This window comes from Planctomycetaceae bacterium (assembly GCA_041398785.1).
Classification (GTDB): Bacteria; Planctomycetota; Planctomycetia; order Planctomycetales; family Planctomycetaceae; genus JAWKUA01.
The window spans coordinates 1-25,456 of the sequence record JAWKUA010000019.1; the positions used below are offsets into that span (position 1 = coordinate 1).

At 60.3% G+C, this 25,456-nt stretch carries 17 protein-coding genes; 13 read left to right on the forward strand and 4 right to left on the reverse strand.

Features of this window, described 5'->3' with window-relative positions:
• Window positions 1-311: 311 nt before the first annotated feature.
• On the forward strand, window positions 312-3,371 hold the full coding sequence (locus R3C19_20020) for a serine/threonine-protein kinase (GenBank protein ID MEZ6062637.1): 3,060 nt from the start codon (window positions 312-314) through the stop codon (window positions 3,369-3,371).
• A gap of 205 nt (window positions 3,372-3,576) precedes the next feature.
• Here the strand turns inward: R3C19_20020 and mtnA are convergent, their stop codons facing one another.
• The gene (gene mtnA / locus R3C19_20025) at window positions 3,577-4,629 is read right to left on the reverse strand and encodes an S-methyl-5-thioribose-1-phosphate isomerase (protein ID MEZ6062638.1); all 1,053 of its coding nucleotides are present in this window, start codon (window positions 4,627-4,629) and stop codon (window positions 3,577-3,579) included.
• A 175-nt stretch (window positions 4,630-4,804) separates the two neighbouring features.
• On the opposite strand from mtnA, the gene R3C19_20030 reads away from it, so the two are divergent.
• From R3C19_20030 to R3C19_20060, 7 genes are all read left to right on the forward strand, one after another.
• Window positions 4,805-5,230, forward strand: a complete 426-nt coding sequence (locus tag R3C19_20030) for a DUF2752 domain-containing protein (GenBank protein MEZ6062639.1) — start codon at window positions 4,805-4,807, stop codon at window positions 5,228-5,230.
• A gap of 152 nt (window positions 5,231-5,382) precedes the next feature.
• Window positions 5,383-6,039, forward strand: a complete 657-nt coding sequence (locus R3C19_20035; protein MEZ6062640.1) for a hypothetical protein — start codon at window positions 5,383-5,385, stop codon at window positions 6,037-6,039.
• An 89-nt stretch (window positions 6,040-6,128) separates the two neighbouring features.
• Window positions 6,129-6,803, forward strand: a complete 675-nt coding sequence (locus tag R3C19_20040; GenBank protein MEZ6062641.1) for a hypothetical protein — start codon at window positions 6,129-6,131, stop codon at window positions 6,801-6,803.
• A 185-nt stretch (window positions 6,804-6,988) separates the two neighbouring features.
• On the forward strand, window positions 6,989-8,275 hold the full coding sequence (locus R3C19_20045) for an enolase C-terminal domain-like protein (GenBank protein ID MEZ6062642.1): 1,287 nt from the start codon (window positions 6,989-6,991) through the stop codon (window positions 8,273-8,275).
• A 41-nt stretch (window positions 8,276-8,316) separates the two neighbouring features.
• Entirely contained in the window at window positions 8,317-10,515 is a 2,199-nt protein-coding gene (locus R3C19_20050) for a HEAT repeat domain-containing protein (GenBank protein ID MEZ6062643.1), read from the forward strand.
• The gene (locus tag R3C19_20055; protein MEZ6062644.1) at window positions 10,512-10,790 is read left to right on the forward strand and encodes a hypothetical protein; all 279 of its coding nucleotides are present in this window, start codon (window positions 10,512-10,514) and stop codon (window positions 10,788-10,790) included. Before R3C19_20050 ends, R3C19_20055 begins: the two co-directional genes overlap by 4 nt.
• Window positions 10,772-11,650: a c-type cytochrome gene (locus R3C19_20060; GenBank protein MEZ6062645.1), complete on the forward strand. Its 879-nt coding sequence runs from the start codon at window positions 10,772-10,774 to the stop codon at window positions 11,648-11,650. The genes R3C19_20055 and R3C19_20060 overlap by 19 nt, the downstream gene beginning before the upstream one ends.
• On the opposite strand, the gene R3C19_20065 is transcribed toward R3C19_20060, so the two are convergent.
• On the reverse strand, window positions 11,631-13,091 hold the full coding sequence (locus R3C19_20065; protein MEZ6062646.1) for a DUF1501 domain-containing protein: 1,461 nt from the start codon (window positions 13,089-13,091) through the stop codon (window positions 11,631-11,633). The two genes, R3C19_20060 and R3C19_20065, sit on opposite strands and share 20 nt — an antisense overlap.
• Window positions 13,092-13,176: 85 nt before the next feature.
• Window positions 13,177-16,485 carry a DUF1553 domain-containing protein gene (locus R3C19_20070; GenBank protein MEZ6062647.1) on the reverse strand — a complete coding sequence of 1,103 codons (3,309 nt, stop codon included), beginning with the start codon at window positions 16,483-16,485 and terminating at the stop codon, window positions 13,177-13,179.
• A gap of 358 nt (window positions 16,486-16,843) precedes the next feature.
• On the opposite strand from R3C19_20070, the gene R3C19_20075 reads away from it, so the two are divergent.
• The 4 genes from R3C19_20075 to R3C19_20090 all read left to right on the forward strand — a co-directional run bounded on the left by R3C19_20075 (window position 16,844) and on the right by R3C19_20090 (window position 22,085).
• A complete protein-coding gene (locus R3C19_20075; protein MEZ6062648.1) occupies window positions 16,844-18,496 on the forward strand; it encodes an aldolase/citrate lyase family protein in 1,653 nt (550 codons plus the stop codon).
• A 456-nt stretch (window positions 18,497-18,952) separates the two neighbouring features.
• A complete protein-coding gene (locus R3C19_20080; protein ID MEZ6062649.1) occupies window positions 18,953-19,753 on the forward strand; it encodes a hypothetical protein in 801 nt (266 codons plus the stop codon).
• Between the two features lie 230 nt (window positions 19,754-19,983).
• Window positions 19,984-20,865: a hypothetical protein gene (locus R3C19_20085; protein MEZ6062650.1), complete on the forward strand. Its 882-nt coding sequence runs from the start codon at window positions 19,984-19,986 to the stop codon at window positions 20,863-20,865.
• 101 nt (window positions 20,866-20,966) lie between these two features.
• Window positions 20,967-22,085 (forward strand): hypothetical protein, encoded by a 1,119-nt coding sequence (locus tag R3C19_20090; GenBank protein ID MEZ6062651.1) that lies wholly within the window; start codon window positions 20,967-20,969, stop codon window positions 22,083-22,085.
• A 170-nt stretch (window positions 22,086-22,255) separates the two neighbouring features.
• On the opposite strand, the gene R3C19_20095 is transcribed toward R3C19_20090, so the two are convergent.
• Window positions 22,256-24,322 (reverse strand): GEVED domain-containing protein, encoded by a 2,067-nt coding sequence (locus R3C19_20095; GenBank protein MEZ6062652.1) that lies wholly within the window; start codon window positions 24,320-24,322, stop codon window positions 22,256-22,258.
• A 490-nt stretch (window positions 24,323-24,812) separates the two neighbouring features.
• On the opposite strand from R3C19_20095, the gene R3C19_20100 reads away from it, so the two are divergent.
• On the forward strand, window positions 24,813-25,382 hold the full coding sequence (locus tag R3C19_20100; protein MEZ6062653.1) for a VOC family protein: 570 nt from the start codon (window positions 24,813-24,815) through the stop codon (window positions 25,380-25,382).
• The last annotated feature ends 74 nt before the right edge of the window (window positions 25,383-25,456 follow it).

Genomic DNA, 25,456 nt, shown 5'->3' on the forward strand with positions numbered 1-25,456 from the left:
TGCGGAGAACTCCACGCACCAACTTCTCCCGGCACAGCGTCCGCGCATCCATCTCTCCCAGGCGAAGCCGTCCGGGAGAGGTCGGGCGAGCGGAGCGATGCCCGGGAGAGGGCCGACCGCGCGTTCAGCCTTTCGACAACACAGCACCACGTACGCGCGGACGACAAACGAATCCATACACTTCCGTTTTCCGCAAACCTGGCGAATATCCTGTCCGATGGCCGAGCGGTCTGCGTTATCGTGAGAAGTCGACGCCATCAATCTGACTTCCCCCGGGCATCGTACAGCGGCGGCTGTGACGGGTGACAACTATGGACGACCTTCATTTTTCGCAAGATTCGTCAGATGACCCCGATTCGATTATCGATCTGCAGCAGCACCGCTGGAGGAATGGCGACCGCGTTTCGGTTGAGGCGCTAATCGCTGAACAACCGGCGGTCGCGGCACGGCAGGATCTAATGATGGATCTTGTTTACGGCGAAGTTTTGCTGCGCGAAGCCCGCGGGGAATCACCGGCACCGGAGGAATACATCCGGCGGTTTCCTCAACTGCAGGCCGAGATCGCCCGCCAGTTTCAGATTCATCGAGCGCTGGAGATCTCGGTTGGCGACGCTTCCACAGCCGACCCTGATGCGACTCTGACCGGTACTCCGCCGTCGCTGCCGAGCCGCGCGCCTCGGATTCCCGGCTTCGAACTGGAACGCATTGTCGGTCGCGGCGGCAATGGAGTCGTCTATCGCGCGACGGAAGAACGTCTGAACCGGCCTGTCGCGGTCAAACTGCTGATGAACGTTGATGCCGCCGGAGAACAGCAGCGGTCGTCCCTGTTTCGTGAAGCCGAAGCGGCCGCGTCACTGCGGCATCCGGGAATTGTGCCGGTCTATCAGGTCGGTGAATTCGACGGCGCGGCGTTTCTGGTGATGGAATTTTGCGACGGTGGTTCGCTGGCCGAGCGTCTGCGGAACGGACCACTTCCCGTCAGCGACGCCGTCGCGCTGATGAAGCAGGTTGCGCTGGCGGTTCAGTTCGCTCATTCCCGGGGAACGATTCACCGCGATCTGAAACCGGGTAACGTGCTGCTGGATCGACACGGACAGCCTCAGGTCAGCGACTTCGGCCTGGCTCGACGTCTGGACGCCGAACACACGCTGCGCGCTACGGGCGACGTTGTGGGAACTCCCGCGTATATGGCTCCGGAACAGGCTCGCGGCGAAACGGCCGACGAACGGTCCGACGTGTATTCGCTGGGAGCGGTGCTGTATGAAACGCTGTGCGGTCGGCCACCGTTTCAAGCCGCCACTCCCTGGGAAATCGTCAGCCAGGTGCTGACAAATGATCCGCCGCTGCTGAGAGAGCTGAATTCTTCTGTCCCCGTTGAACTGGAAACGATCTGCGCCCGGTGTCTCGAAAAGGACGCGGCGCGACGTTACGCATCGGCACAGGAGCTGGCTGAGGAACTCGTCCGGTTCGAAAAGGGTGAACCGATTCTGGCCCGGCCGGTCAGCCAGTTTCAGCGGTTCCGAAAGTGGTGCGGACGCAACCGGCGAGTCGCATCGCTGGCTGCCGTATCGCTCACTCTGCTGCTTGCGCTGGGAATCGGTTCCACGATCGCGGCGTTCTGGCTGTCATCGGCCAATAATTCTGTCCGGCAGGAACGCACCAAAGCGCAGCAGGCGGAACTGGCGGCTGATCAGGATCGTACGGCCGCCGTCAATGCGCTCAATTCGCTGGTGGAGTCTCTGTACGACGATCTGTCCGCCAACGCGGCGACGATCAGGACACGCGAAAAGATCGTTGACGCGGCCATCGATGGTTTGAACTCTCTGTCGCAGGTTCGCGGCGACCGCGCCGCCGATCGGACAACACTGCGGGCTCTGCATCGCATCGGCGATCTGATGTCTCTGAAGGGATCGCACGACGAAGCCGCACAATCCTTTCAGCGGGCCATTGACCTGGCACGCGAGGTCCTTGAGCGGCACCCCGATGATCCGGAGCCGAAGCTGGACCTGGCAGCGTCGCTCGGCCGATTCAGCGTGCATTACACGAGACTGACGAAGCCAGCGCTGGCCGAAGCGTTCGCAAACGAAAGTTTCTCGCTGCTGAACGAAGTGCTGGCCGACGACCCGGACAACCAGCAGGCGCTGCGGCAGATTGTTGTTCAGCATCAGCAGAAGCTGGATTCCATGTGGCAGGCGATGGCCAGCCCCGCACAGGTCATCGAAGCCGGCAACCAGGCGATTTTGCACATCGACCGGCTCAATGCACTAGCGCCCGACGACACGGTTGCACAGCGATCCGGCCAGATGATTCATTTTCAGATCGGGCGAGCATTCCTCGACAGCGGAGACGCCGCGACTGCCGGGAAGCACTTTACAATCGCCCGCCAACTTGTGGATCGCCTGCTGGAAACGCAGCAGCACAACACCGATCTTCGCAGTTCCGCTGCGCTGCTGGATCGAGCCCAGGGGATGGTCAGTACGGCGCTGGGCAATCCCGATCGAGCGGCGGAATTGTTCGAACAGTCCTTGCTGACCTTTCGCGAACTGTCCGCCGCCGATCCACAGAATTCTCAGGCACGACGAAACATTGCCAACACCGAAAGTCTGATGGCCGACACTCTGCACGCCCTGCAGCGCGATGAGGAATCCATGCACTACCTGCAGGAGGCCATCGAAATCTACGACGCGATGATTCGGGATGAGCCTCAGAACAATTCGAATCGCATCCTGATCGCCGAAGCTCTGTTAAAGATGTCCAACGCTCATCTGGCCGGCGATCATTGGGAACAGTCGGCCGAAGACTGCCGGCAAATGCTGCACTACCTGCACGCCGACGAATCCGGCGAATCCACGACGGGCGGAGCTGCCGCCATGTATTCCCTGCTGGCGACACTTCTGCTGGAAAGTACCGAGCGTCTGCTGGGAAATTCCGCAGACAGCAAAACGACCACCGGCGAATGTATCGCTCTAATGCTGGCCGCCCGCCGCGATGCGCAGGCAGCGACGTCCGACGTCCTTTCCGAGGAAGCCAGGAATGTCATTCGCAACGTTAATCCGGACGTGACGGCAAACACTTTTGAAGAACTGTTCGACCATATCAACGGACTTCAGGATGTGAACCCGATGTTCAGCGGATACCGACTCATCTACCACGCCGGCACGCACGCCTTTCGAGCACAGAACCTTGTGGAGTCAGATTCCGAAGTGAATCGCGAGACGGCTGCCATTCACGTCGCTGAGGCGATTGCTTTGCTAAAGAAGCTCGCCACCGAAAACCCGCCATCGCTGCAATTCATTCTCAGCGACCCCGACCTGACCTGGCTGCGCAGCACCAGCGAATGGTCCACCACCAACTTCCTTCCAGCGAATTAGGCGCTCCGACTTCCTTCGAACGTCCTCGCGCGATGGATCCGGAAATCCAGCCCTGACGGGGCTCGGTGATCTCTGTTTCTCTGTGTTTCATGGCGCATCCGAAGGCGCGAAGTTGAAAAAGCTACTTCGCATCTTCGTATGAGAACCGCGGTCGCGGTGCGTCGCGAGGTGCAGCGGGAGAATTCGCGTTGTGCTGCGGCTCGTGTCAGCTCAGGTGGGAGCGCACTTTTTCGGTGGTGGGAGAATTGATCACGCCGCGTTCTGTGATGATTGCGGTGATCAGTTTGGCAGGTGTGACGTCGAAGGCGGGGTTGTAGACGTCGACTCCGTCAGGAACCGTGACTCTGCCGAATCCGCTGGCGATTTCGCTGCGGTCTCGCTGCTCGATCGGGATGGTGTCGCCGGTTTCCAGAGTCAGGTCGAACGTGCTGGACGGAGCGGCCACGTAGAACGGGATGCCGTGGGCTTTCGCCAGCACGGCCACTCCGTAGGTTCCGATCTTATTGGCGGCGTCTCCGCTGGCGGCAATCCGATCCGCACCGGTGACGACGGCCTGAATGCGACCTTCCTTCATCACCTGAGCGGCCATGTTGTCGCAGATGACGGTGATGGGAATGTTGCGCTGCTTGAGTTCCCATGCGGTCAGACGAGCTCCCTGCAGCAGCGGCCGGGTTTCGTCGGCGTAGACGTGAATCTTGTTGCCGGCGGCCGCCGCGGCGAATATGACTGAAAGAGCCGTGCCGTCACCGGCCGTCGCGAGCGCTCCCGCGTTGCAGTGAGTCAGGATGCCTCCGGATGACGGCATCAGTTGGCTGCCGTGACGCCCAATGTCGCAACACATCTGTTTGTCTTCGGCGTCGATCGTCTGTGCTTCCGTCAGCAGCGCAGCGTGGATCTGTTCGGACGCAAGCTGCGACCGGTCGGCGGCGAATCGATTCATTCGGTCCAGCGCCCAGAACAGATTCACTGCGGTCGGACGACTGGAAGCCAGATCGTCCGTCACTTGCTTCAGTCGAGCGTTGAAATCGCCGCGACCTGCCGAACGGTGCGTCTGCGTTCCGATGACGACTCCGTATGCCGCCGCGACGCCGATGGCCGGAGCGCCGCGGACTTTCAGCACTTTGATCGCGTCCCGGACGTCTTCGACACAGCGGCATTCGATTTCGCGGAATTCCGTCGGCAGCAGTGTCTGATCGATCATCCACAGCGATCCATTCGAACCGCCCTGCCAGCGCAGAGTTTCATATGTTTGCGTCATCCGGGGGGGCACCTGTTTCGGCGGTTACTGCCTTTCAGCGGGCAAAACCAGGACGTCAGCCGTAAACTTCCGGCACATTCTGCGTCACCGTGAAATTGTCCGCCAGTCACCGGTCTGACTGCTCTTGAGGCAGGGAATCAACACTGTTACTTCTGTGCCGTGCGAAGTGCGAACGATGATCATACGTCATGAAGTACCGGGCCGGTTCACCAGGCTTGTTCTGCTGGTGATCGGTCTGGCTCTGGCTGGAATCTTCGTTGTGGCGGCGCTGCTGAATCCGGATTCCCGGGGCTTCGGCACGCACGAACAACTGGGATTTCCACCGTGCCAGTTCAAGTCGCTGACCGGGCTGAACTGTCCCCACTGCGGCATGACGACAGCGTTCTCGCATTTCGTACGAGGACAGTGGAGCGACATGTGGCGATCGAACCCGAGCGCCATGATTCTGGCTCCGCTGTTTGTTCTGACTTCAGTCTGGTGCTTCACAGTTTCCGGCACGGGCCGGTGGTGGCTGACAGCGGAACCGACGTGGTGGCTGATCTTTGGCGGAATCGCCTATCTGGCCGCGACGGTTGTGCTGTGGGTGATCCGATTGTTGTGACTCACCGTACGGAGTCTGGGAACGCGCCGGCGACTGCGGCGTCGGGAATGCGTCGCTGGTTCAGGATTTGAATTGCACAGTTCAGACGGTGCCGAACAGTCATGTCGCAAAGTTCCATCGCAACCACGGAAGTGCGCCAACCCGCCCGAACAATGCCGAACGTCGCGCGGGGCATTGCGATCGCGCTGCTGCTGGCTTCGTTCAGCGGTTGTTCGCTGTTCGTGATGGCCGGGAAGGCCATCCTTGGTGACCCGCAGGTTTCTTCGGAGTTTCGGCTCCATACGGGCATCGACTTGACGGACGGCGATGACTCCGTGTTGATTCTATGTACAGCACCTCACGGAATTGTCGGTCAGTTTCCTTCTCTGCAGATCGATATCGTGGATCGGATGACGCGGACCCTGAAGACTCGCAAAGTCAAAGTGATTCCCTCGGACGACGTCGCCACGTGGTTTGATGACCACGGTGAATGGGGCGACTTCTCAGAGCTGGCGAAGAAGTTTGATGCGAAGTACGTCATGCATGTCAACGTGCAGGCATTTACCTACAAGGTTCCGGACAGTGAAACACTGCTTCAGGGAAGCAGTCACGGCCGCGTTCTGGTTTATGCCGCCAGCAGCGACGATGACGCTGAGGTGCCGATTCGACAGGTCTTCGACCGTTCCTTCAAGATTCATTTCCCGACGTCGTATCCGGTTCCCAGGGAAAACGAATCGGATGAAATCTTCGTGGAACGCTTTATGGATCGCGTTGCTCTGCACATCGCTCAGATCTTCTACGACCACCCGTTCAGCGAAAACATTCACTGATCCACAGAACCGCAGAAGCGACGGCCACAAAACTCGCGGCTGTCGGAGGATACGAGATGGCATTTTTCGGCAAGGCAGAGAATTCCCGTATGGTCCACAGAACCCGGATCTCGCGCGCAACACAATTCGCGGCAATGCTGCTGCTGTTGTTGACGCTTCCCGGATGCAACTATTTCATCCTGCTGGGATACCTGATCGGCGGTCCGCCGCAACTGGAGCCTCTGTTCGAAGCGGAAACAAAGGAGTCCCTGACAGATCGCGGAGTTCGCGTGGCGGTGGTCTGCTATGCCGACAAGGAGCTGAAATACTCCTATGACAACATCGACTATCTGATCGCCGCTCACCTGACGACGAAACTGCGGCAGAACAAAATTGATGTTGTCAGTTCTGACCGCATTCGTGTGTGGATGGAAAAGAACAAGGACTGGGACAGTCCCGAAGAAATCGGAGCAGAGTTCGACGTGACTTACGTGGTTTACGTCGACATCGCCGATTTCTCGCTGTTCGAACGGGACAGTAACAATAGTCTGTTTCGCGGTCGCTGCGAATGCATTGTCAGCGTTCACAAGATGGAGGCCGACGGTGACGGACGCCGGATTTTCGTCAAGGACGTGACCTCGGTGTTTCCGATCCAGGTGCCCCGATCGGCCGCCGAAGTCAGCTATGACACCTTTCGCGCGGAGTACTTCTGGCGACTGGCGGATGAAATCGGACGGCTGTTCTATCCCTACATGAATGGTGACGACATCGTCAACGCGACGTAGTGCCCTGTCCATCGTAAGTTGATGTGTGCCACTGGCCGTGCCAGTGCCCTTTGCTCCGGAAAAAACTGGCTGTGCCAGTGCCCGGCACTCCTGAACACACTGGCACAGCCAGTGGCACACGACCCACCGATCCACGCCTGACAAAGCACTAGTCGACGAAGAACAGCGCGGACGAAGAACTGCCAATGTCAGTGACCATCACCGGTTTCGAGACCTTTGATCTGAGGTTCCCGACCTCCGAGCAGCTTGACGGTTCGGACGCGATGAATCCGGACCCGGATTATTCGGCCGCTTACGTCGTGCTGCGAACCGATTCCGCGGAACTGAGCGGCCACGGCATGACGTTCACGATCGGCCGCGGAAACGAACTTTGCGTCGCGGCCATCGAATCGCTCGCGGCACTGCTGATCGGCACACCTGTCGAATCTCAGATGAAGACTCCGGCAGCGCTGTATCGCCGGCTGACGGGCGACAGCCAGTTTCGCTGGGTCGGGCCGGAAAAGGGAATCATCCATCTGGCGGCGTCCGCCCTGCTGAATGCCGTCTGGGACCTGTGGGCTCGCTTGCAGCAAAAACCGGTCTGGCGACTGGTCTGCGATATGACCCCGGAAGAGATCGTCCACTGCATTGACTTTCGCTATCTGACGGACGCGCTGACGCCCAACCAGGCCACGGAACTGCTGCAGCGTCAGCATTCGACGAAACGTGAACGCATGGAGTTCTTGTTGTCAGAAGGCTATCCCAGTTACACCACGTCCGCCGGCTGGCTGGGCTATTCGGACGAAGCGCTGAAGGAAAAATGCCGCGATCTGAAACACCGCGGCTGGTCTCACTTCAAGATCAAGGTGGGGCGCGACCTGGCCGACGACGTGCGCCGCTGCCGTCTGCTGCGTCAGGAAATGGGCGAAGACGCGTTCATGATGATCGACGCGAATCAGGTCTGGGACGTGCCTCAGGCGATCGAATGGATCTCGCGGCTGGCGGAATTTCGTCCGTGGTTTGTCGAGGAACCCACCAGCCCCGACGACATTCTGGGCCACGCGGCAATCGCAAAGGCGATCGCGCCGATTCGCGTCGCGACGGGAGAAATGTGCCACAACCGCATCATGTTCAAACAGTTCCTGCAAAGCGGAGGCATGCAGGTCTGTCAGCTGGACAGTTGCCGTCTGGGCGGTATCAGTGAAATTCTGGCAGTGATGCTGCTGGCGGAAAAGTTTCGCGTACCCGTGTGTCCGCACGCCGGCGGAGTCGGACTTTGCGAATACGTGCAGCACCTGTGCATGATCGACTACGTCTGCGTTTCGGGTTCGACGGATGGCCGTGTTGCGGAATACTCCGATCACCTGCACGAACACGTCAGGCATCCGGTCACGATGAAAAACGGTCGCTATCTGCCGCCCGGTGACGTCGGCTACAGCGTCGAATTCCTCGACTCAACGCTGGATCGGTATACACTGCGAAAGCCGTCGTGAGTGTGGCGTCGGCACTGTCCTGCTGATCCAGAGACCGTCCGATGTCCCGAATCGCTTTCCTGGCCTGTGCCTGCTGTTGCCTCATCGCAGGTGTTCCCGCCGACGAAATTCAGCCCGCTGTGAGCCAGCCCGCCGGCAACAATCCCCCGCTGGAGTTCACCAAATGGAGCGGCCGGATCAACGTGCCCGATCCCGTCGCCATTTCCCTGGACAATCACGGTCGCGCATACGTGACGCAGACACAGCGGCGCAAACTGCAGGATCTGGACCTGCGCGAACATCGCGAGTGGACGGCCGATGATCTCAGCCTGCAGTCGATCGACGACAAGCGAGCCTTCTATCATCGCACGCTTGCTCCCGGTAACGAAGCAGCCAGTGCAAAGCACATCGGCGATCTGAACAGTGACGGACATCACGACTATCGCGATCTGATGGTTGTCAGTGAAAAGATTCATCGCCTGGAAGACAGCGATGGCGACGGCACCGCCGATGCCATCACGACATTCGCCGACGACTTCCGCACCGAAGTGACAGGCATTGCCGCTGGAGTCCTGGCTGACGGTGACACCGTCTACGCCACGATCGCTCCGGATGTCTGGAAGCTTCGCGACACTGACGGCGACGGCGTGGCTGACGACCGAGAGCTCCTGGCCACCGGTTTTGGGCTGCACATCGCGTACGGCGGCCACGACATGCACGGTCTGACCGTCGGCCCGGACGGAAAGATCTATTGGTCGATCGGCGACAAAGCCATCAGCGTCATGTCGAAGGAAGGCCGGCGCTTTCACTATCCCAATCAGGGCGGAGTCATGCGGTGCAATCCGGACGGCACCGACTTTGAAGTCTTCGCACACGGACTGCGAAACGTTCAGGAACCGACCTTCGATCAATTCGGCAATCTGTTTGGAGTCGACAATGATTCCGACAACGAAGGTGAAAAGGAACGCTTTGTGTACATCGTCAGGGGCATGGATGCCGGCTGGCGGTTCAACTACCAGCTTCGCGAAAGCCGGTACAACCCGTGGATGGCGGAAGGCATCTGGGAAACGTACCACGAAGGTCAGCCGGCACACGTGATTCCGCCGATCAGCTATTCAATCGACGGTCCGGCCGGATGCGCGTTCAATCCGGGAACGGCTCTGAGCCCTGTGTGGCGCGACTATTTCTTTCTGACGGGGGCACCCAACGGAAATCAGATCGCGTTTCAGGTACAGCCGGACGGCGCTTCGTTTCGAATGGTGAACGAACAGACGATCGGCAACGGCATTCCGCTGGTCGGCATCAACTTCGGACCGGACGGTGCCCTGTACGGAGTCGACTGGGGCGGTGGCTATCCGCTGAATCAAACCGGCGCTGTCTGGAAGATCGACGATCCGGCGTCCGCGAATTCCGACATTCGCGCGCAGGTGCGTGAGTTGCTGGGACGCGGACTGAAGAACCAGGAAACAGCAGCGCTGGTCGGACTGCTGTCTCACGCGGATCAGCGAATCCGCCTGAACGCGCAGTTTGAACTCGTCAATCGAAATGCGGTCGGGGAACTCATCCGGACCGCCACGGCGCATGAAGAACAGCTCGCCGGAATTCATGCCGTGTGGGGACTCGGGCAACTCGCGCGACAAGGCAGCCAGCCGGCATTGACGAAACTGACTCACCTGCTGGTCGACAATGATCCGGAAATCGTTGCTCAGGCTGTTCGAGTGATCGGTGACCTGAAGTCGTTCAACGGAAGGCTGCTGCTGTCGATTCTGGCTAACAAAAGCCCGCGAGTTCAGTTTGCCGTCGCTTCGGCTTTAGGCGATCACCCGACTCCTGACGCCGTGCCGTCGCTGGTTGAGTTCTCCAAAACGCTGCGAATGTCCGACACGTACCTGCGATTCGCGCTGGTCCGGGCACTTGCGAGTTGCGCCGCGTCCGACCAACTGCAGTCGATGCGGGAAAGCGACAGCGAACTGCTGCGGCTTGCGGCCGTCGTCGCATTGCGGCAGCAGGCCAGTCCGCTGGTTGTCGATTTTCTGTATGACAAGTCTGAAGTTGTGGCGACGGATGCCGCGCGAGCAATCCACGATGATTTTTCCATACCCGCCGCGCTGCCGGAACTGGCTGAGGCGCTGACCGATCCCGTGTATCACAACGAAGCCTTTCTGCGCCGCGCGTCAGCGCGAACTTTCGGCTGGGGCAGCCGGAACATGCGCTGCGAATCGCGAAGTTTGCCGCGAGTCCTCAGGCGTCACCGGTCATGAGGCTGGAAGCGCTCGCCGCACTGGCGGACTGGAAGCATCCGTCACCGCTGGATCGTGTGACGGGACGGTACCGCGATCCGGCAGCGATCGAACGACACCTGGATCCCGGACCTTTGGCGGCAGTATTGTCCGGGCTGATTCGCGATGCACATTCTGAGATCAGCGCCGCGGCTCTGGCGACCGCGGTGGCGCTCGATTTCAAAGTCAACGAAGATGCCCTGGCAGATCTGGTGATGGCGAGAATACAGCGTCGGACGTGCGAGTCCAGGCTTTGAGCGCGCTGGATTCGCAGGCGTCCGAATTGCTGAATCCGCTGATCCAGAGATCACTGAAGTCCGAGACGACGCGGCCTTGCGAATTCGCGCTGGAACTGCTGGCGAAACACGATCCGCGTCGTGCGGTCATCCAGATTGCCGCCACTCTGAAGACTTCATACGTGACGGCCGAACGCCAGCGAGCGGCAGCGTTGTGTGCCGAACTGGACGTTCCTGGCGCCGACCGGCTGTTGTACACGCTGATTCAGGACCTGACCGCCGCGGAGTCCGCTGACATTCGGCTGGAAGTCATCGAAGCGGCCGAGATCCGCAGCCGGGACAACAGCCAACTGGCGGCTTCGCTGGCCGAATTTCGGACCGCCCGCGAACAATCCGCCGGTGACGACCCCGCGGCGGCGTTTGACGAATGCCTCGTCGGCGGAGATCCGCAGCGCGGCCGGCAGTTGTTCCTAAATCACATTTCCGCTCAGTGCGTTCGCTGCCATCGAGTCGGGCGTCAGGGAAGCAACATCGGTCCCAGGCTGGACGACGTCGCCCTTCGACGCGATGCCAAGTACCTGCTGAGATCCATTGTCGCACCCAGCGCCGATATCGACGACAAATATCGGTCGCAGGTGGTTGTGATGAATTCCGGAAAGGTCGTTCAGGGACTGCTGCTGAAAAAGGACGACCTGTCGATGACGCTCGCGGACGCGCAGGGGCAGGAAGTGGAAATCGCTCTGGCGGATGTCGAGGAATTCGTCGATCGGAAGGTGTCGATCATGCCGGAGATGACCGAAACACTGTCACGACGACAGATCCGCGACCTGCTGGCGTTTCTGCTGACTCTGGAAACCGAAGTCAGGCCAACAGCTCGTTGATAACCTGCGCGGGAAGAACACCCGTCAGCCGCTGATCCAGTCCCTGGAACCGGTACGTCAGTCGTTCGTGGTCGAAGCCCAGCAACTGCAGAATGGTGGCGTGAAAATCGCGGATATGAACGGGATCGCGGACGATGTTGTAGGAAAAGTCGTCGGTCTCTCCGTAGATCGCTCCGCCTTTCGTTCCTCCGCCGGCCATCCACATTGAAAAGCAGCGAGGATGGTGATCACGACCGTAATTTTCCTTTGACAGTCCGCCCTGACTGTAGATCGTGCGGCCGAATTCGCCGCCCCAGATGATCAGCGTGTCGTCCAGCATGCCGCGCTGCTTCAGGTCTTCCAGCAACGCGTAGCAGGGCTGGTCGATGTCTTTGCACTGGCTGGGCATCCGGCCCGCGACGTTGGCATGATGATCCCAGTTGTTGTGATACACCTGGATGAACCGCACACCCCGTTCCGCCAGCCGGCGAGCCATCAGCGCCGTATAGCCAAACGTGCCGGGCTTCTTCGAATCTTCACCGTAGAGTTCAAAGATATGCTGCGGCTCCTGGCTCATGTCCGTCAGTTCCGGAACACTGGCCTGCATTCGGAACGCCATTTCGTATTGCCGGATCCGCGTTTCCGTTTCCGGATCATGCAGCGACTGGTACGTCAGTTCATTCAGCCGGTTCAGTCCGTCGATGGAACGTTTGCGAATGAAGTCAGGAACGCCCGGCGGATTGTTGACGAAGAGAATCGGATCGCCGGTGCTGCGGAACGAAACGCCGGCATGCTGGCCGGGAAGGTAGCCGGAACCCCACAGCCGCGCGGAGATCGCCTGTTCCTGGTCGCGATTGCTGGGTGTGGCGATCAGCACGACGAAGGCCGGCAGATTTTCATTCATCGTGCCCAGACCGTACGACGCCCACGCTCCCAGACACGGACGGCCGGTGACCTGATTTCCCGTCTGCATCGCGGAAATCGCCGGCTCATGGTTGATGGCTTCCGTGTGCAGACTTTTCATCCAGCAGATTTCGTCGGCCTTCTCCGCAAGCCTCGGCAGCAGTTCGGTGTTCATCCACATGCCGCAGTCGCCGGCCTGGCTGAACTTGTATTTGGACGGAGCAATCGGAAAGCGAGCCTGTCCGCTGGTCATCGTCGTCAGCCGCTGACCGTTGCGAATCGATTCCGGCAGATCCTTGTCATACCAGTCGTTCATCACCGGCTTGTAGTCGAACAGATCCATCTGCGCAGGTCCGCCAACCATGTGCAGGTAGATGACTCGCTTTGCCTTCGGCAGAAAATCGGGCCCGACGGCAGCTTCGCTGGAACCGAATGCGGAGTTTCCCATCAGCGTCGCAATGGCCGCACCACCGAGCACGCTGCGGCCCGTCGTAAAGAAGTTCCGGCGGGAAAGGAGATGCGGCGAGTCCGCGGCTGCGATGAAAGGTGTGTGATGCATGGCTTGGAGTCCGGGAGGGGATACAGTCTTCAGTCGTCAGTCGTCAGTCGTCAGTCGTCAGTCGTCAGTCGTCAGTCGTCGGTGCCTACTTGTTCAGGACTTCGTCAAGATTCAGCACCTGATTACAGACCATCGTCCATGCCGCCAGAGTAGCGGCGTCGATGTCGGTGGCGGCCGGGGATTCGCCGACGTCGGTGAGTGCCTTTGCGTCGTCGGGATGTGACTGGTAGTAGTCGAAGAAGTCCCGTTTGTCGTTCAACAGCACTTCCATTTCGACGTCATTCATCGATCGAAACAGCGCGCGGCGAGCGATCTCGCTGACGATTCTCGCGTCGTCGTCGCCGCCAGCCGTGTGAATCGCGTTTTCGGCAAGATGCCGGGCTGCTTCGACGAACACCGGATCGTTCAGCGTCACCAGCGCCTGCAGCGGCGTGTTGGTTCGTTCGCGGCGAACGGTACAGACTTCGCGGTTTGGAGCGTTGAATGCTTCCATGTTTGGCGGAGGAGCCATTCGCTTCCAAAACGTGTACAGCGAACGCCGGTAGAGGTTCTCACCGGTGTCCGCGACGTATTCGCGGGTGTCGCTGACGTTCAGACCCACGACGTTCCAGATGTCTTCCGGCTGGTACGGTTTGACTCCCGGACCGTACATTTTCGGCGACAGCAGGCCGCTGACCGCCAGGGCGTAATCGCGGACCATCTCCGCCGCCATCCGAAAACGCGGGCCCCGCGACAACAATACATTGTCACGATCGAGTTCCAGCTTTTCAGGAGTGACCGCAGCCGACTGCCGGTACGTGGCGCTCATCAGCATCAGCTTGAACAGTCGCTTTGTGTTCCAGCCGGATTCGCGGTATTCCACCGCCAGCCAGTCCAGCAGATCCTGATGGCTGGGCAGCGATCCCATGACTCCAAAATCTTCGGGAGTCGCAACAATTCCCTGCCCGAACAATTCCTGCCAGAAGCGATTCACGGTGACTCGCGCGGTCAGCGGATTGGTCGGATCAACAACCCATTCGGCCAGTCCCAGGCGATTCTTCGGTGCTCCATCGGGCAGCGGGTGCAGCGCCGCCGGAGTGGTCGCCGACACTTCTTCACCGGGTTTGTCGTATTCGCCGCGCATCAGAATATGCGCCATGGCCGGTGAGTCCTTCCGTTCCTGCTGAATGTGAGTCACCGGGCTGCGTTTTCTGATGGCGTCACGTTCTTCTTCCAGCGACGTGACCGCTTTCGCCAGCGCGGGGAACTGAGGGTCGTGAACGTTGAGGTAATGGTCGAACAGCGACGCCTGCTGTTCCGGCGTGCGCTGGTCCGCGGGAATGCTCAGGATGGAACGCAGCAGGGCCGTGTCAGCAATCGCCTTGACTTCATCGGCGCCAAGAGCGCGAGCGTACACACGGACGTCCTGAACGGCACCACCTTCGAACACCTGCCCTGTGCTGCGCTGTCCGATGCGCAGAGACGTCGTGGTGTGAATTGACGCGTCCGGCTTCAGATTGTTTGTTTCGATCTTCGTTTCCTGCGGAAATCCGTTCACGTAGATGCGGATGCCATCCGGCTTTCCGGAACCATCGTACGTGGCAAACACGTGCTGCCATTCACCCGTTTTCAGGACGTCGTTTTTCGTCACGACCTTGATGGCGTTGCCGGGCCAGGTGTCGATGATGTGAACTCCCACAGCGCGGCCCTGCTGCCAAAGATCCCAGCCGCGATACGCGTTCTGTTCGTCCATCCGCGCAATGATCGCGCCGGAAACAGTGTCACTGGCGCTGCGAATCCAGGCACCGTCGCTGAACGGCTGGTTTGTTTCGAAGTCGGCCAGATCGCCAAGATCGAACGTGCCTCCCGGCTTCATCACCGGTGCCGGGCCGAGCCTGCCGTCGGGCACCCAGGAAATCTCGCCGGTTGACTGCAGCGAACTCGCGGAACCCGACGACGTCAGCACCTGATTGTCGCTGGCCGATGTCAGCGGGACGTGAATGACCAGTTGCTCGTTCGAAATCCCGTCTTCCGGCGATTCCGGTGTCAGAGCACTCAGCCAGCGTTCGAAGTCTTCGCGAGCGGCCGTCTTACGTTCGTCGCGCTGTCGAACTGCCGTGGCGATTTCTTCCGGCAGAGCATGCCAGCGAGACTGGTCGGCCTGAGTCGGGACGACGATCACGGGACCTCGACCGTCCTTGACATTGCCGTCCTTTGCCGGCTGGGTGGTGTTTCGGAAATACGCGGCCAGCGAATAGAAGTCCCGCATCGTCAGCGGATCAAACTTGTGATCGTGACACTGGCCGCAGTTCGTCGTCAGGCCCAGAAACACCCAGCCGAACGTCTGCACGCGGTCCGTGGCGTAAATCGCCAGATTCTCCTCGTCGATCGTGCCGCCTTCGTTGGTGGTGATGTTGCAGCGCTGGAATCCGGTGGCGATCAACTGATCGTCGGTGGGATTGTCCAGCAGGTCGCCGGCAAGCTGTTCGATCGTAAATTGATCGAACGGCTGGTTGGCATTGAACGATCGAATCACCCAGTCCCGGTACGGCCACATTTCGCGGTAGTTGTCGAAGTGCAGGCCGTGAGTATCCGCGTACCGCGCGGCGTCCAGCCAGTAGCGAGCCCGCTGTTCGCCCCATGCCGTGGAACTCATCAGCCGGTCGATCCATTCCGACAATGCTTCGTCGCCGCGTGCGCGGTAGTCAGCGACAAACGAATCGACATCCTGCGGCGCAGGCGGAAGACCGGTGATGTCCAGATGCAATCGGCGGTAGAGAGATCTCGGTTCCGCTTCTTCGGCGGGAGTCAGCCCGTGAGCCTCCAGCTTTGCCAGCACGAATCGATCGATTTCGTTTTTCGCCCAGGCTTCGTTTTTCACCGCCGGAGGCTGTGGTTTCACCGGCGGGATCAGCGACCAATGCGACTGATACTCGGCGCCTTCGGCGATCCAGCGTCTTAGCGTGTTCTTCTGCGCCGGCGTCAGTACCTTCTTCGTTTCCGCGGGCGGCATCACAAGATCGGCGTCATCGGAATCGATGCGTTCGATCAGACCGCTGCCGTTTGGGTTTCCCGCCGCGATTGCGCCGGCGTCGAGCGCCGCTTCACGTCGATCGAGCCGCAGGTCGGCTTTCCGAGCGGCACTGTCCGCGCCGTGACACGCAAAGCAATTCTCCGCCAGAATTGGGCGAATGTCGCGGTTGTATTCCAGCTTGTCTTCGGCGCACGCCGTCGTTGTGACAAGCGCTGAGACGGCCAGCGTCAGCAGCAACAGGCTGCCTGTGCGGAGGAAGCCGCCGTTCGACGGGCTCGCGGCGGCGGTGCAGAACGCAGTGCGGCCGCGGAAGCACGCTGCGATTTGAGCGGAAGTTGCGTCCAGGCGGCGACCCGTGAAATTTGCCGGATTTTGAATCATGGAAGTCTTCCAGGAGTCAGCGAATGAATGTCGCTTCCACGATGGCTCAACGCGGCGATCGTGCAGCGATTGGCAAAAACCACCTTCAATTTTACAGACGCGTCATGGCCGTGTCTCACGATTCGCGCGGGCGGGAATCGGATTCTCACGCGGCAGGACGAATGTGCCGGCAGGACGAATGTGTCGGCAGACGGCGTGAGCGGTTGGCGGCATCGACACGATTGCTTGACGCTCCGCAGGTCCGCCTGCACACTGAATGCCGCGTGCGACGTCTGCCGAACACGGTCGAATCTCGCAGCCGGGCAACATTTTTCGCAGCCGCGATGCATGTCATTTCACCACACTGGTTCCGTTTGTCATGAAGATTCGAGCACTCCGCCGGTTTCGCGAAAAGCTTCGTCGTGACGACAGCGTTTACGGCCTGTGGGTTACTCTGGAATCGGCCACCATCACGGAAATCGCCGTCGCGCTGGGGGTGGATTGGGTCGTTGTCGACGCCGAACACGGGCACCTGGGCTGGAAGGACATCAACGATCACGTCCGCGCCGCTCTGCGAAGTGATACCGTCGTGCTGGTTCGTATTGCCGAACGCAGCACGTCGCTGACCAAACGCGTGCTGGATATCGGAGCCGACGGCATCGTCATTCCCTGGGTCGAAACGGCCGAGCAATTTGACGAAGCGGTTCGCGACTGTCGCTATCCGCCCGAAGGTCGACGCGGAATCGGCGGCGAGCGGGCGACGGCGTGGGGCCAGAGTTTCGCCGAACATACGGCCGACGCGAATGATCACGTGCTGGTCGTGCCTCTGATCGAAAGCGTCGCCGCGATCCCGAATGTTGAGGCCATGTGCGCCGTCGACGGGGCCGAAGTTTTCTTTTTCGGCCCGGCGGATTTTTCGTCCACCGCAGGGTTCCGCGGTCAGTGGGAAGGACCGGGTGTCGCGGAGCAAATCGTCACGCTGAAAGACACGATCCGATCGCACGGCAAACACTGCGGGTTGATGACAACCAGTATCGACGACTTGCTGAAACGCCGCGAACAGGGGTTTCGAATGCCGGGGCTGGCGTCGGACACGGGCTTTCTGCTGCGGTCACTGCACCAGGCACTGCAGGCCGTTGGACGCGATCGCATGCCCGCTGCCAGTCTTGATCCGAAAGACGGCCGAGCTGTGCAGCAGCCACTGCCAAAGCGGCCGACGGCCATGCAGCCGGACCGTGATGAAGTCGTCACCCGGTTGAGCGACGTCAGCCCGGTTGAAATTCAGTCCGCCGTGACTTTCGAAGCGCTGGTCGGCGGATTCAACGCGGCCCGGAATCTGACAACCGGTATCGTGACGTTTCAGCCATCGGCAGTTCTGGACCGTCATCGTCACCCGTGCAGCGAATCGATCACGGTTCTGGAAGGCGAAATCGAAGTCACGGTGGAAGGGCGCGTCTATCGCCTTTCGCCGCTGGACAACATCGTGATTCCGCGGTGGGTGCCGCACACCGCGCGCAATCCTGATTCGGAAAAACCAACCATGCTGCACGTTGCAATGGCGATCAGTGTTCCGGAACGAGAACTCGTGACGCGGCAGTTCCCGCTGGAGCAAATGCCGTCGACGTCCTCGGGACTGCCAGGCTGCGAACGTGTGACGCGGTATCAGACCGCTCAGCGAACGTTTGGCGTCGGTCCCGGCGCGGAGTTCGTCGACTACTTCAACGCGGAACTGATCCCCGGAATTGAAATGAGCGGCGGGTTCGCGAGATTCCAGCCAGGCGGCAGACTTCCCGCGCATCTTCACGATTTCGACGAATCGATCTGCATCACGGCCGGAACAGCAACGTGTCTGGTTGAGGGGCAGCGTTATTCTCTGAGCGGCTGTGCGACCGCGATGGTGCCTCGGGGGCGGATCCATTACTTCGTCAACGAATCGCCGGCGACGATGGACATGATCTGGGTCTACGCCGGCCCGATGCCGGAACGCATTGTCGTCGAAGAAGCCTGTGCCTTCGCGCCGAGATCCGGATAGAGCGCGGCTTCGGCAGTTTCTGCGCGTGAGAGCCCGATGTTCGATCGGTTCGCATCTTTCGCGAGCGGCAGATGAACTGTTACCTGCCCGCACGGCGCAGGGCTTACGCGGATTGGCTTCGTGGCTTTGAACCGCGGCCATCGGCGCAGGATCCGCGCGTCGCTCCGGAATTCCGTGGCACCGGCAAGTGGGTTTGAGGCGAGGAATCTGGTCGGCTGGAAAGACGGGGACTTCAGGAAGACATTTCCGGATTTGCGGTTTTCTCCGATTTTGTTCCGGGAACTCCTGGTATCGACGGTATCAGCGGTGCTGAATGATTCATCCTCACAACCGTCATTAGCCGAACTTTACGACTGAGGTGCTTTGTTTCACCTCGCCGTACCTGACGACAGGACGATCGAGTTCGTAAGCCACGGAGGGGGCAAAGCGATGCTTCGCAGAGGATTAGTAGCGCTCATGGTTGGCGTCATGGGCATAGCCAGCGTAAACGCCGAAGACGCCGGTCAGAATCGAAACGGGATGATGGGCTGGCTGCGAAAACAGACTCCGCCCGCCAGCCGCCAGCAGGTTCGCAGCGGCGCGCCGATCCGACATGCAGTTGTCGCGGATGCAGCCCGGCAGGCTCCGGAGATCCGGCAGACCAGCAACGAGCCTCAGCCGGCTCAGCCGCAGCCGGGAACAGTTCCACTGCAGCCCCTGCCGATTCAGTACACGCCGCCCGTGCCGAATGCCTCGGCCGAATCCGGGCCGCAGTACTTCAGCGCCGTCGGCAGCAACGGACAGGCGATGCCCGTTCAGCCGGCTAACAACTGGCAGCAATACAGTGCTCCGACCGCCGTCTATACGGGCTCGTCTGCACCGTTCCACTTTGCTTCTTCAACGGGAATGATGTCCGCCACCAGCGGCGCTGCCGGTCCGTACGTGACGGGTGTCGGCGACGTGGTGACGGGTTCGCCGTCCATGGGAGTTCCCCGAACGGGAGCTGCTTTGTACCCGGCACCGATTCCCGGAATTGCTCATCAGATCGGCGGAGTCACAATTCCGACGCAGGCCCTGCATCCTCATGAGATGCTGTATCCGCACCACTACAAGGCCATGTATCCGCCTTACTACTACAAGGTGAATGGCGGCTGGGTCGTGACACCATGGGGCGTCTGGTCGCACGAAGACTGGAAGCTTCAGGGAACGACGGTCGACGTGAAGTACAAGTCCTACATCAGCCCGTGGGCAAAGTTCACGCCGCCGATCATTCGCTGAACGGCTGATTTTCGCCGCCTGGCAGCGTCCGACGGCGCTGCCGAACCGGCGATTTCTGAGCGACCCGACTGTTAACTGAACTGCGACGCATTCCGGTGTCATCCGGGCTGCCCATCTTTCATACCGCCAGCGGCGGTCAGGAACGGATCTGTCACGTGGATTGACACGCGAGGAATCGTTCGGGCCCTTATCGCCGGCAGTGAAACCTCTGAACACAGGTGAAACCCAAAATGAGACCGATTTGCTGCAACCTGAGCTGGTTCGCTGCCGCGGTCTGTGTGCTGGCAGGTTCCGGATTTGCCGTCGCACAGCAGGGCGTGGTTCGAATCTCCGATACCGGACGAAACGTTCCGGCCGCCTCCGCCGCCAGCCGACAGGCGCCCGGTGTTCATCGCACGGGATACGTCGTGAGAGCGCAGTCCGAAGGCGCAGGCGCGTATGTGCCTCCCGCTGATTTCAATGAGAACATGGCTCCTCCTCCGGTACCGACGCCTGATCCAAGTTCGTACGCTCCTCAGAACTTCGACAGCGGTGCCTGCGGACTTGGCTACTGCGGCGAAGGCGCTGCGTGCGGCGAAGGCTGCTATGACGGCTGCGGCTGTGGCGAAGGCTGCGATCAGGGCCAGTGCTGCGGATGCGACATCTGCCTGTGTGACCCTTGCTTCTGCAACGGCGGCAACGGCTGCCAGTGCGGCTACGGCAACGGCTTCAACCAGCGGATGTGTACTCTGTTCGCGCGGCCGGCAAAAAGCTGCTCGGGCAACATCGCCTGCAAAGCCTGGCGAGGACAGCAGTACAACTATCTGAATCGCAACCAGCGGCTGTCCAACTGTCTGTTCGGCTGGATGGTGCCGTCGGGCAACTGTGGTCAGGGCACACCGCCGGTCGGCAAGTACCGCATTACCTACGCGAACCAGCCTGACTACGCAGACGCTCGCGACGGTCAGTTGTACGGCGTCCAGGGTTACGGCATGCCGATGACTGTGCCGATCGCGCCGACAGTTCGCTATGCGTACAACTATAGCTGGGGAACTCCGGCCAGCCGGCTGACTCCGCTGTCGACCTACAACCCGCAGACGTCGCCACAGCACCTGCTTCACCGCACGTGGTAGTCTGCAATTCCCTGCAACGACTTGATGGCTCGGACCCTAACTTACCCGCAACACGAAGTTCTCGACGGCCGCAGAGGTTGGCGTCGAAGGAGACGGATCTCATGAAACGAATGATGACTCTGTTGCCCCTGTTCGCAGTGGCAGCGCTGACGGCGGATGTCGCGAACGGTCAGATTCTGCAGGCCGACTGCTACGGCGGATCCGCATGTGCCTGCGGTGACGGCTGCGGCGAAGGCTGCGGCATGGAAGGCTGCCAGAGCTGGGACTACAGCGGCGGCGGCTACTACGGCGATGGCTACACCACCAGCAACTGCGACTGTGAAAACTGCCGCCGCAGCAATCGCCAGGATCGACGCAGCCAGCGGATTGAAGACCGGAACACGCGCCGCACAGATCGCCGCAACCGTGCGATCAACAGTTGGAACAACTTTGCTCTGAACTGGTGTGGCGGCTGTGCGAAAAACACCTGTCTGTGCAGGTGCTGCTCGACAAAGGGCTCCGGTGACTCTGGCTGGGCTCCTCCCGCCCGGCTGCCCGTGAATCGCGACGGCCTCTGGTACCAGAACTTCACGCCGCAGACATGGTACGGAAACTCCGGCGGAGGATTCGTCGGAAACTATCCGACGGTCTACCAGCCAACCGACACGGCTCAGCTCGGCTACACCTACTCCCAGGTGCCGACATGGCGTCCGAATCCGAACATGATTCCCGCCACGCCCTGTCCGTCCATGTATCACGCTCGCGTTTGTCCGCCGGACCAGACCGTTCGTTACCTCGGCAACCCGTGCAACTCCGCGTACGGCACCGTTGATACCTACTACGGTTCCGGATTCGGAACCTGCTATGACTGTCAGGCGTCCATGACGGCTCCGGAAATGCCGATGGAAACGGCGGAACAATTCGCGGCTGCGGCACCTTTCAGCTATGCCGTGCCGTACACCGCTCCGGAACTGCAGCAGGTGAAATTCCAGGCGGAAGAGCCTTTGGACCTGCTGAGTGTCCAGGGAGTTCAGCCGCCTGCTCAGCGCGAACAGACGACTGCCACGCGACCGGCGACAGCTACGCGACCGGCGACACAGACTCGCCCGCAGGTACAGCTTCCGTCGCGACGACCGGTATCGCAGGCGAGCCGTGACACGTTCGAACCTCCGCGTCGCGGAAACCCCGTCAAGCGGTTCTTCATGAACACCGCACTGACGGCATCAGACCTGTTCAACTAGCGAACCACGCCGCGAACTTCGCGCGGCCGGATCACTTCACTTCGCACAGCAGCCCGTCATGTACCGCAGCATGATCGGGCTGCTGCTGTTTTTGTTTCGGTCTGCTGGTGGCACCGGCACAGACGACGTTCACGCCGTTTGCCCGATCATTGTGGTGTGTACCCGGCCTGTCAGCCGACGCTGATCTGACGCAGCCAGTTCCGCTGCGAGCTGACCGCTTCCGGAGCAAACGCTGCGGTTGGCGCTTCCGACAACAGTGTCTGATCGAGCCGTGTCGGTTCATCCAGCCAGTTCAGGTCGGCGAAGACTTCATCGGTTTCTGTCTGGACGGAAGATGGCGTCTGCGCGGCGGCGCCGTTTCCGAGCCCGAATGCTGACGCAAAGGCAGTTCCGTCAGACACGGGAGCTCCGGCCTGCGGTGGAAGATAGCCGTTCAAATGCGCCGTTACCTGGGCGGCGGTTGTGCGAGTCGCATCGGGAGCGATCGCGTTCTGAATCAGGCTGTTACCCGTCAGGGGCACAAGAAACCGAACGATCAGAATGCCGTCGGTGAAAAGTTCCCTGACACCGTTGCCGTCGGCGTCCAGCATGTCGTGAGCGTTGTCCAGGAACTCCTTGACTGCCGCAGCTGTCGTCCGCGTGGCTCCAGCGCCGATTGCATCTCTGATCAGCGGTTCGCCCGTGAAGTTGATGATGTAGCGGGCCATCAGGATGCCGTCGGTAAACAGCTCCGCCTGCCCGTTGCCGTCGACATCCAGCGAAGGCAGCACGGGAATCGAAATCGTGACCGCGTAATCTTCCACTTCGCCATTCGGCGCGGCTCCCGTGGAATTCGCGGCCGCGGTCGTAGTGCTGATGCGGAATCTGGCGTATGTGTGTTCCACCGCAGTTCGGGGAACCTGCGGGAATGTCAGCGTGACCGTACCGTTGACGGTGCCGGCAGCAACGGTCACAGATGCTCGTTCACCGGAATTCTCGAACAGGCCATTCCCGTTGTAGTCGATCCATCCATACAGCGTGGCGGCGCTGGCGAGTTGGTTGGTGACGGAAACGCTGACGACGGGACGAGTGCCCGCAACCAGCGTCAGTTGCTGAGCGGCGTTCGCGATACCGTTTTCGTCGTCGGAACCATTCGTGTCGTCCGCGGTGGCGGCTGCGTTCTGCAGGGTTCCACTGTCGGCGTCGACACTGCCGCCCAGCCGAAGCTGAGCACCGACGACGTGACTTGCACCGCCATCCGCGGCACGAGTCTTATAGTTTCCGGTTCCGGTACCGTTCGACGCATCCGGCGCGTCACCGAAATCGAGCTGCGTCGACACAGCGGAAACGTCCCAGCCCAAATCGTCCAGTCCGGCCCAGTCCAGATCGGTTATCAGCTTGCGCACGCCGGGCTCAAAATCCGGATCCATCAGCGTTTCCTGACGCGTCGACGTGCCGGGAAGATTGGCTGCCGTATCAACCATCCAGTGACCGGCTCCCGTTTCCAGCGGCACGTTTCCGCCGAACAACTGACGCGACTTGGTTCCGGTAAACTGGTTCGAGGCGTTGACGAGTCTCATGTAAGACGGCGCCAGACCGAAACCAAGCAGGTGCGCCATTTCATGAACAGCGACGGAGAAGAAATCATACTGGTTCGCGCCGGGCGCTCCGGTGCCGAAGTTCCATGACTGCCCTGCATCCAGCGCCGTTGTGAATGCCAGGGCTCCACCCCACGCGGCGAAATCGGTGCTTGCCGCCGGATTGGAAACGTTGACGCCGGACTGTCCGCGAGTGACGACCGCCGTGCCAAACGCCTGAGTCCCCCGCCAGGACGGGACGCCACCCGAACTGCCCTGACCAAGTACCGGGCGAGTGCCGATTTTCCCGAGGTTTCTGGCGCCCGCAAAGATCACGATCTGATTTGCCGCCACAGTCAGGTTGCCAACCTGCGATCTGTTACCGGTTGCCGGATCGAATAATTCCGCCGTCCACGTGTTTCCGCTGCCGGGAGTAATCGCCGAAAGCGTGTCGGTGATCCGTGCTTCAAGAACCGCCGCGGCACGTTCCAGAGCGTCCTTCCGTTCCTGCGGCGCGAAGAACCTCGAATCGTCCATGCTGTAGTCGAACTTGATGTTCAGTGTCAGCAGTCGACGATCTTCCAGAACCTCAGCAGGCCCGGTGATGATCGATCGATGCCGGCAGTTTCGACGAACCGAGGATGACGTTTCGCGGGCATTCCGTTTGAGCAGAAATGTCATTGTCTGGCCTTTTCCGGACATCACTCAGGGGACGGCGGTAAATCAGGTTTCCGGCAGGAAAGGGGACATGTCCCACTGCGTTCGCGACGCCAAATAACCCGGCCGGGCATATATCGACACACGGTTAATCCTGCCGCCAGGGTGCGCCGAATCCCGTCCGCGGACGTTGCTTCCCGTTTCGGTGTCTTCACTTTGACAGCGTGACCGGCTGCCGCGACACTCACAGGGTACGCACCTGGCTCCGAAAAATGAACATCTCGTCGCAAACTGCGGACCGGGCACACGGAAATGCAATTCCGGCTCCCGAAACCGGGACTGACTTCGGAACACAGCAAGGCAACGTCATTCGGTGACCGCTTCGCGCGCCGGGAGTTGCATGATCGAGCTGGCGAACAGGATGCGGCGAACAGCATGCGGCGGTGAGCCGTTGCCGAATCGTCAGTCCAGCGGATTCGAATCGTACACTCAACCCCGACCCAGGAGATTCTCCATGAAACTGATGAAAAGCCGGTCTTTGGCAGTCTTCAACGTCTTCGCGGTCTGCGGCGTGGCTCTGGCCGTGCTGTCCGGAGCTGTCCAGGACGCGGAACGCAGGTTTTCAGACACCACGGTCGACCTGGGAATCGTCGTCAGTGATCTGGACCGCAGCCTGAAGTTTTACACGACAGTTGTCGGTTTGACGCACGACAGCGAATTTTTCGTCGATGAAAACTTCTGCCGAGACGCGGGTCTGACAGACGGGCATGGCCTGAAGATTCAGGTGCTGCACCCGAACGGCGACGTCGACGGCACGGGAATCAAACTGATGCAACTCAATGGCGTCAACAGCGCCAAAGCCGATCACGGCTTCATTCATTCGACGCTGGGCTACAGCTATCTGACCTTCCATGTGGCCGACATTGATGCCGCGTCGGCTCGCCTGAAAGCCGCGGGAATCAAGCCTGTCGGAAAGGACCAGGTCCGTGTCCCGCTGGAAACGCCGGAACCCATCTATCTGACAGTCATTGCCGATCCGGACGGCAACCTGATCGAACTGCTCGGCCCAAGAGGGGCAAAGTAGTTTTAAAGCCCGTGGCCGATGAGAACAGACCCTCCCGTTTCAACGGGAGGGTCGAAGTTTGATCGCCGTGCAGG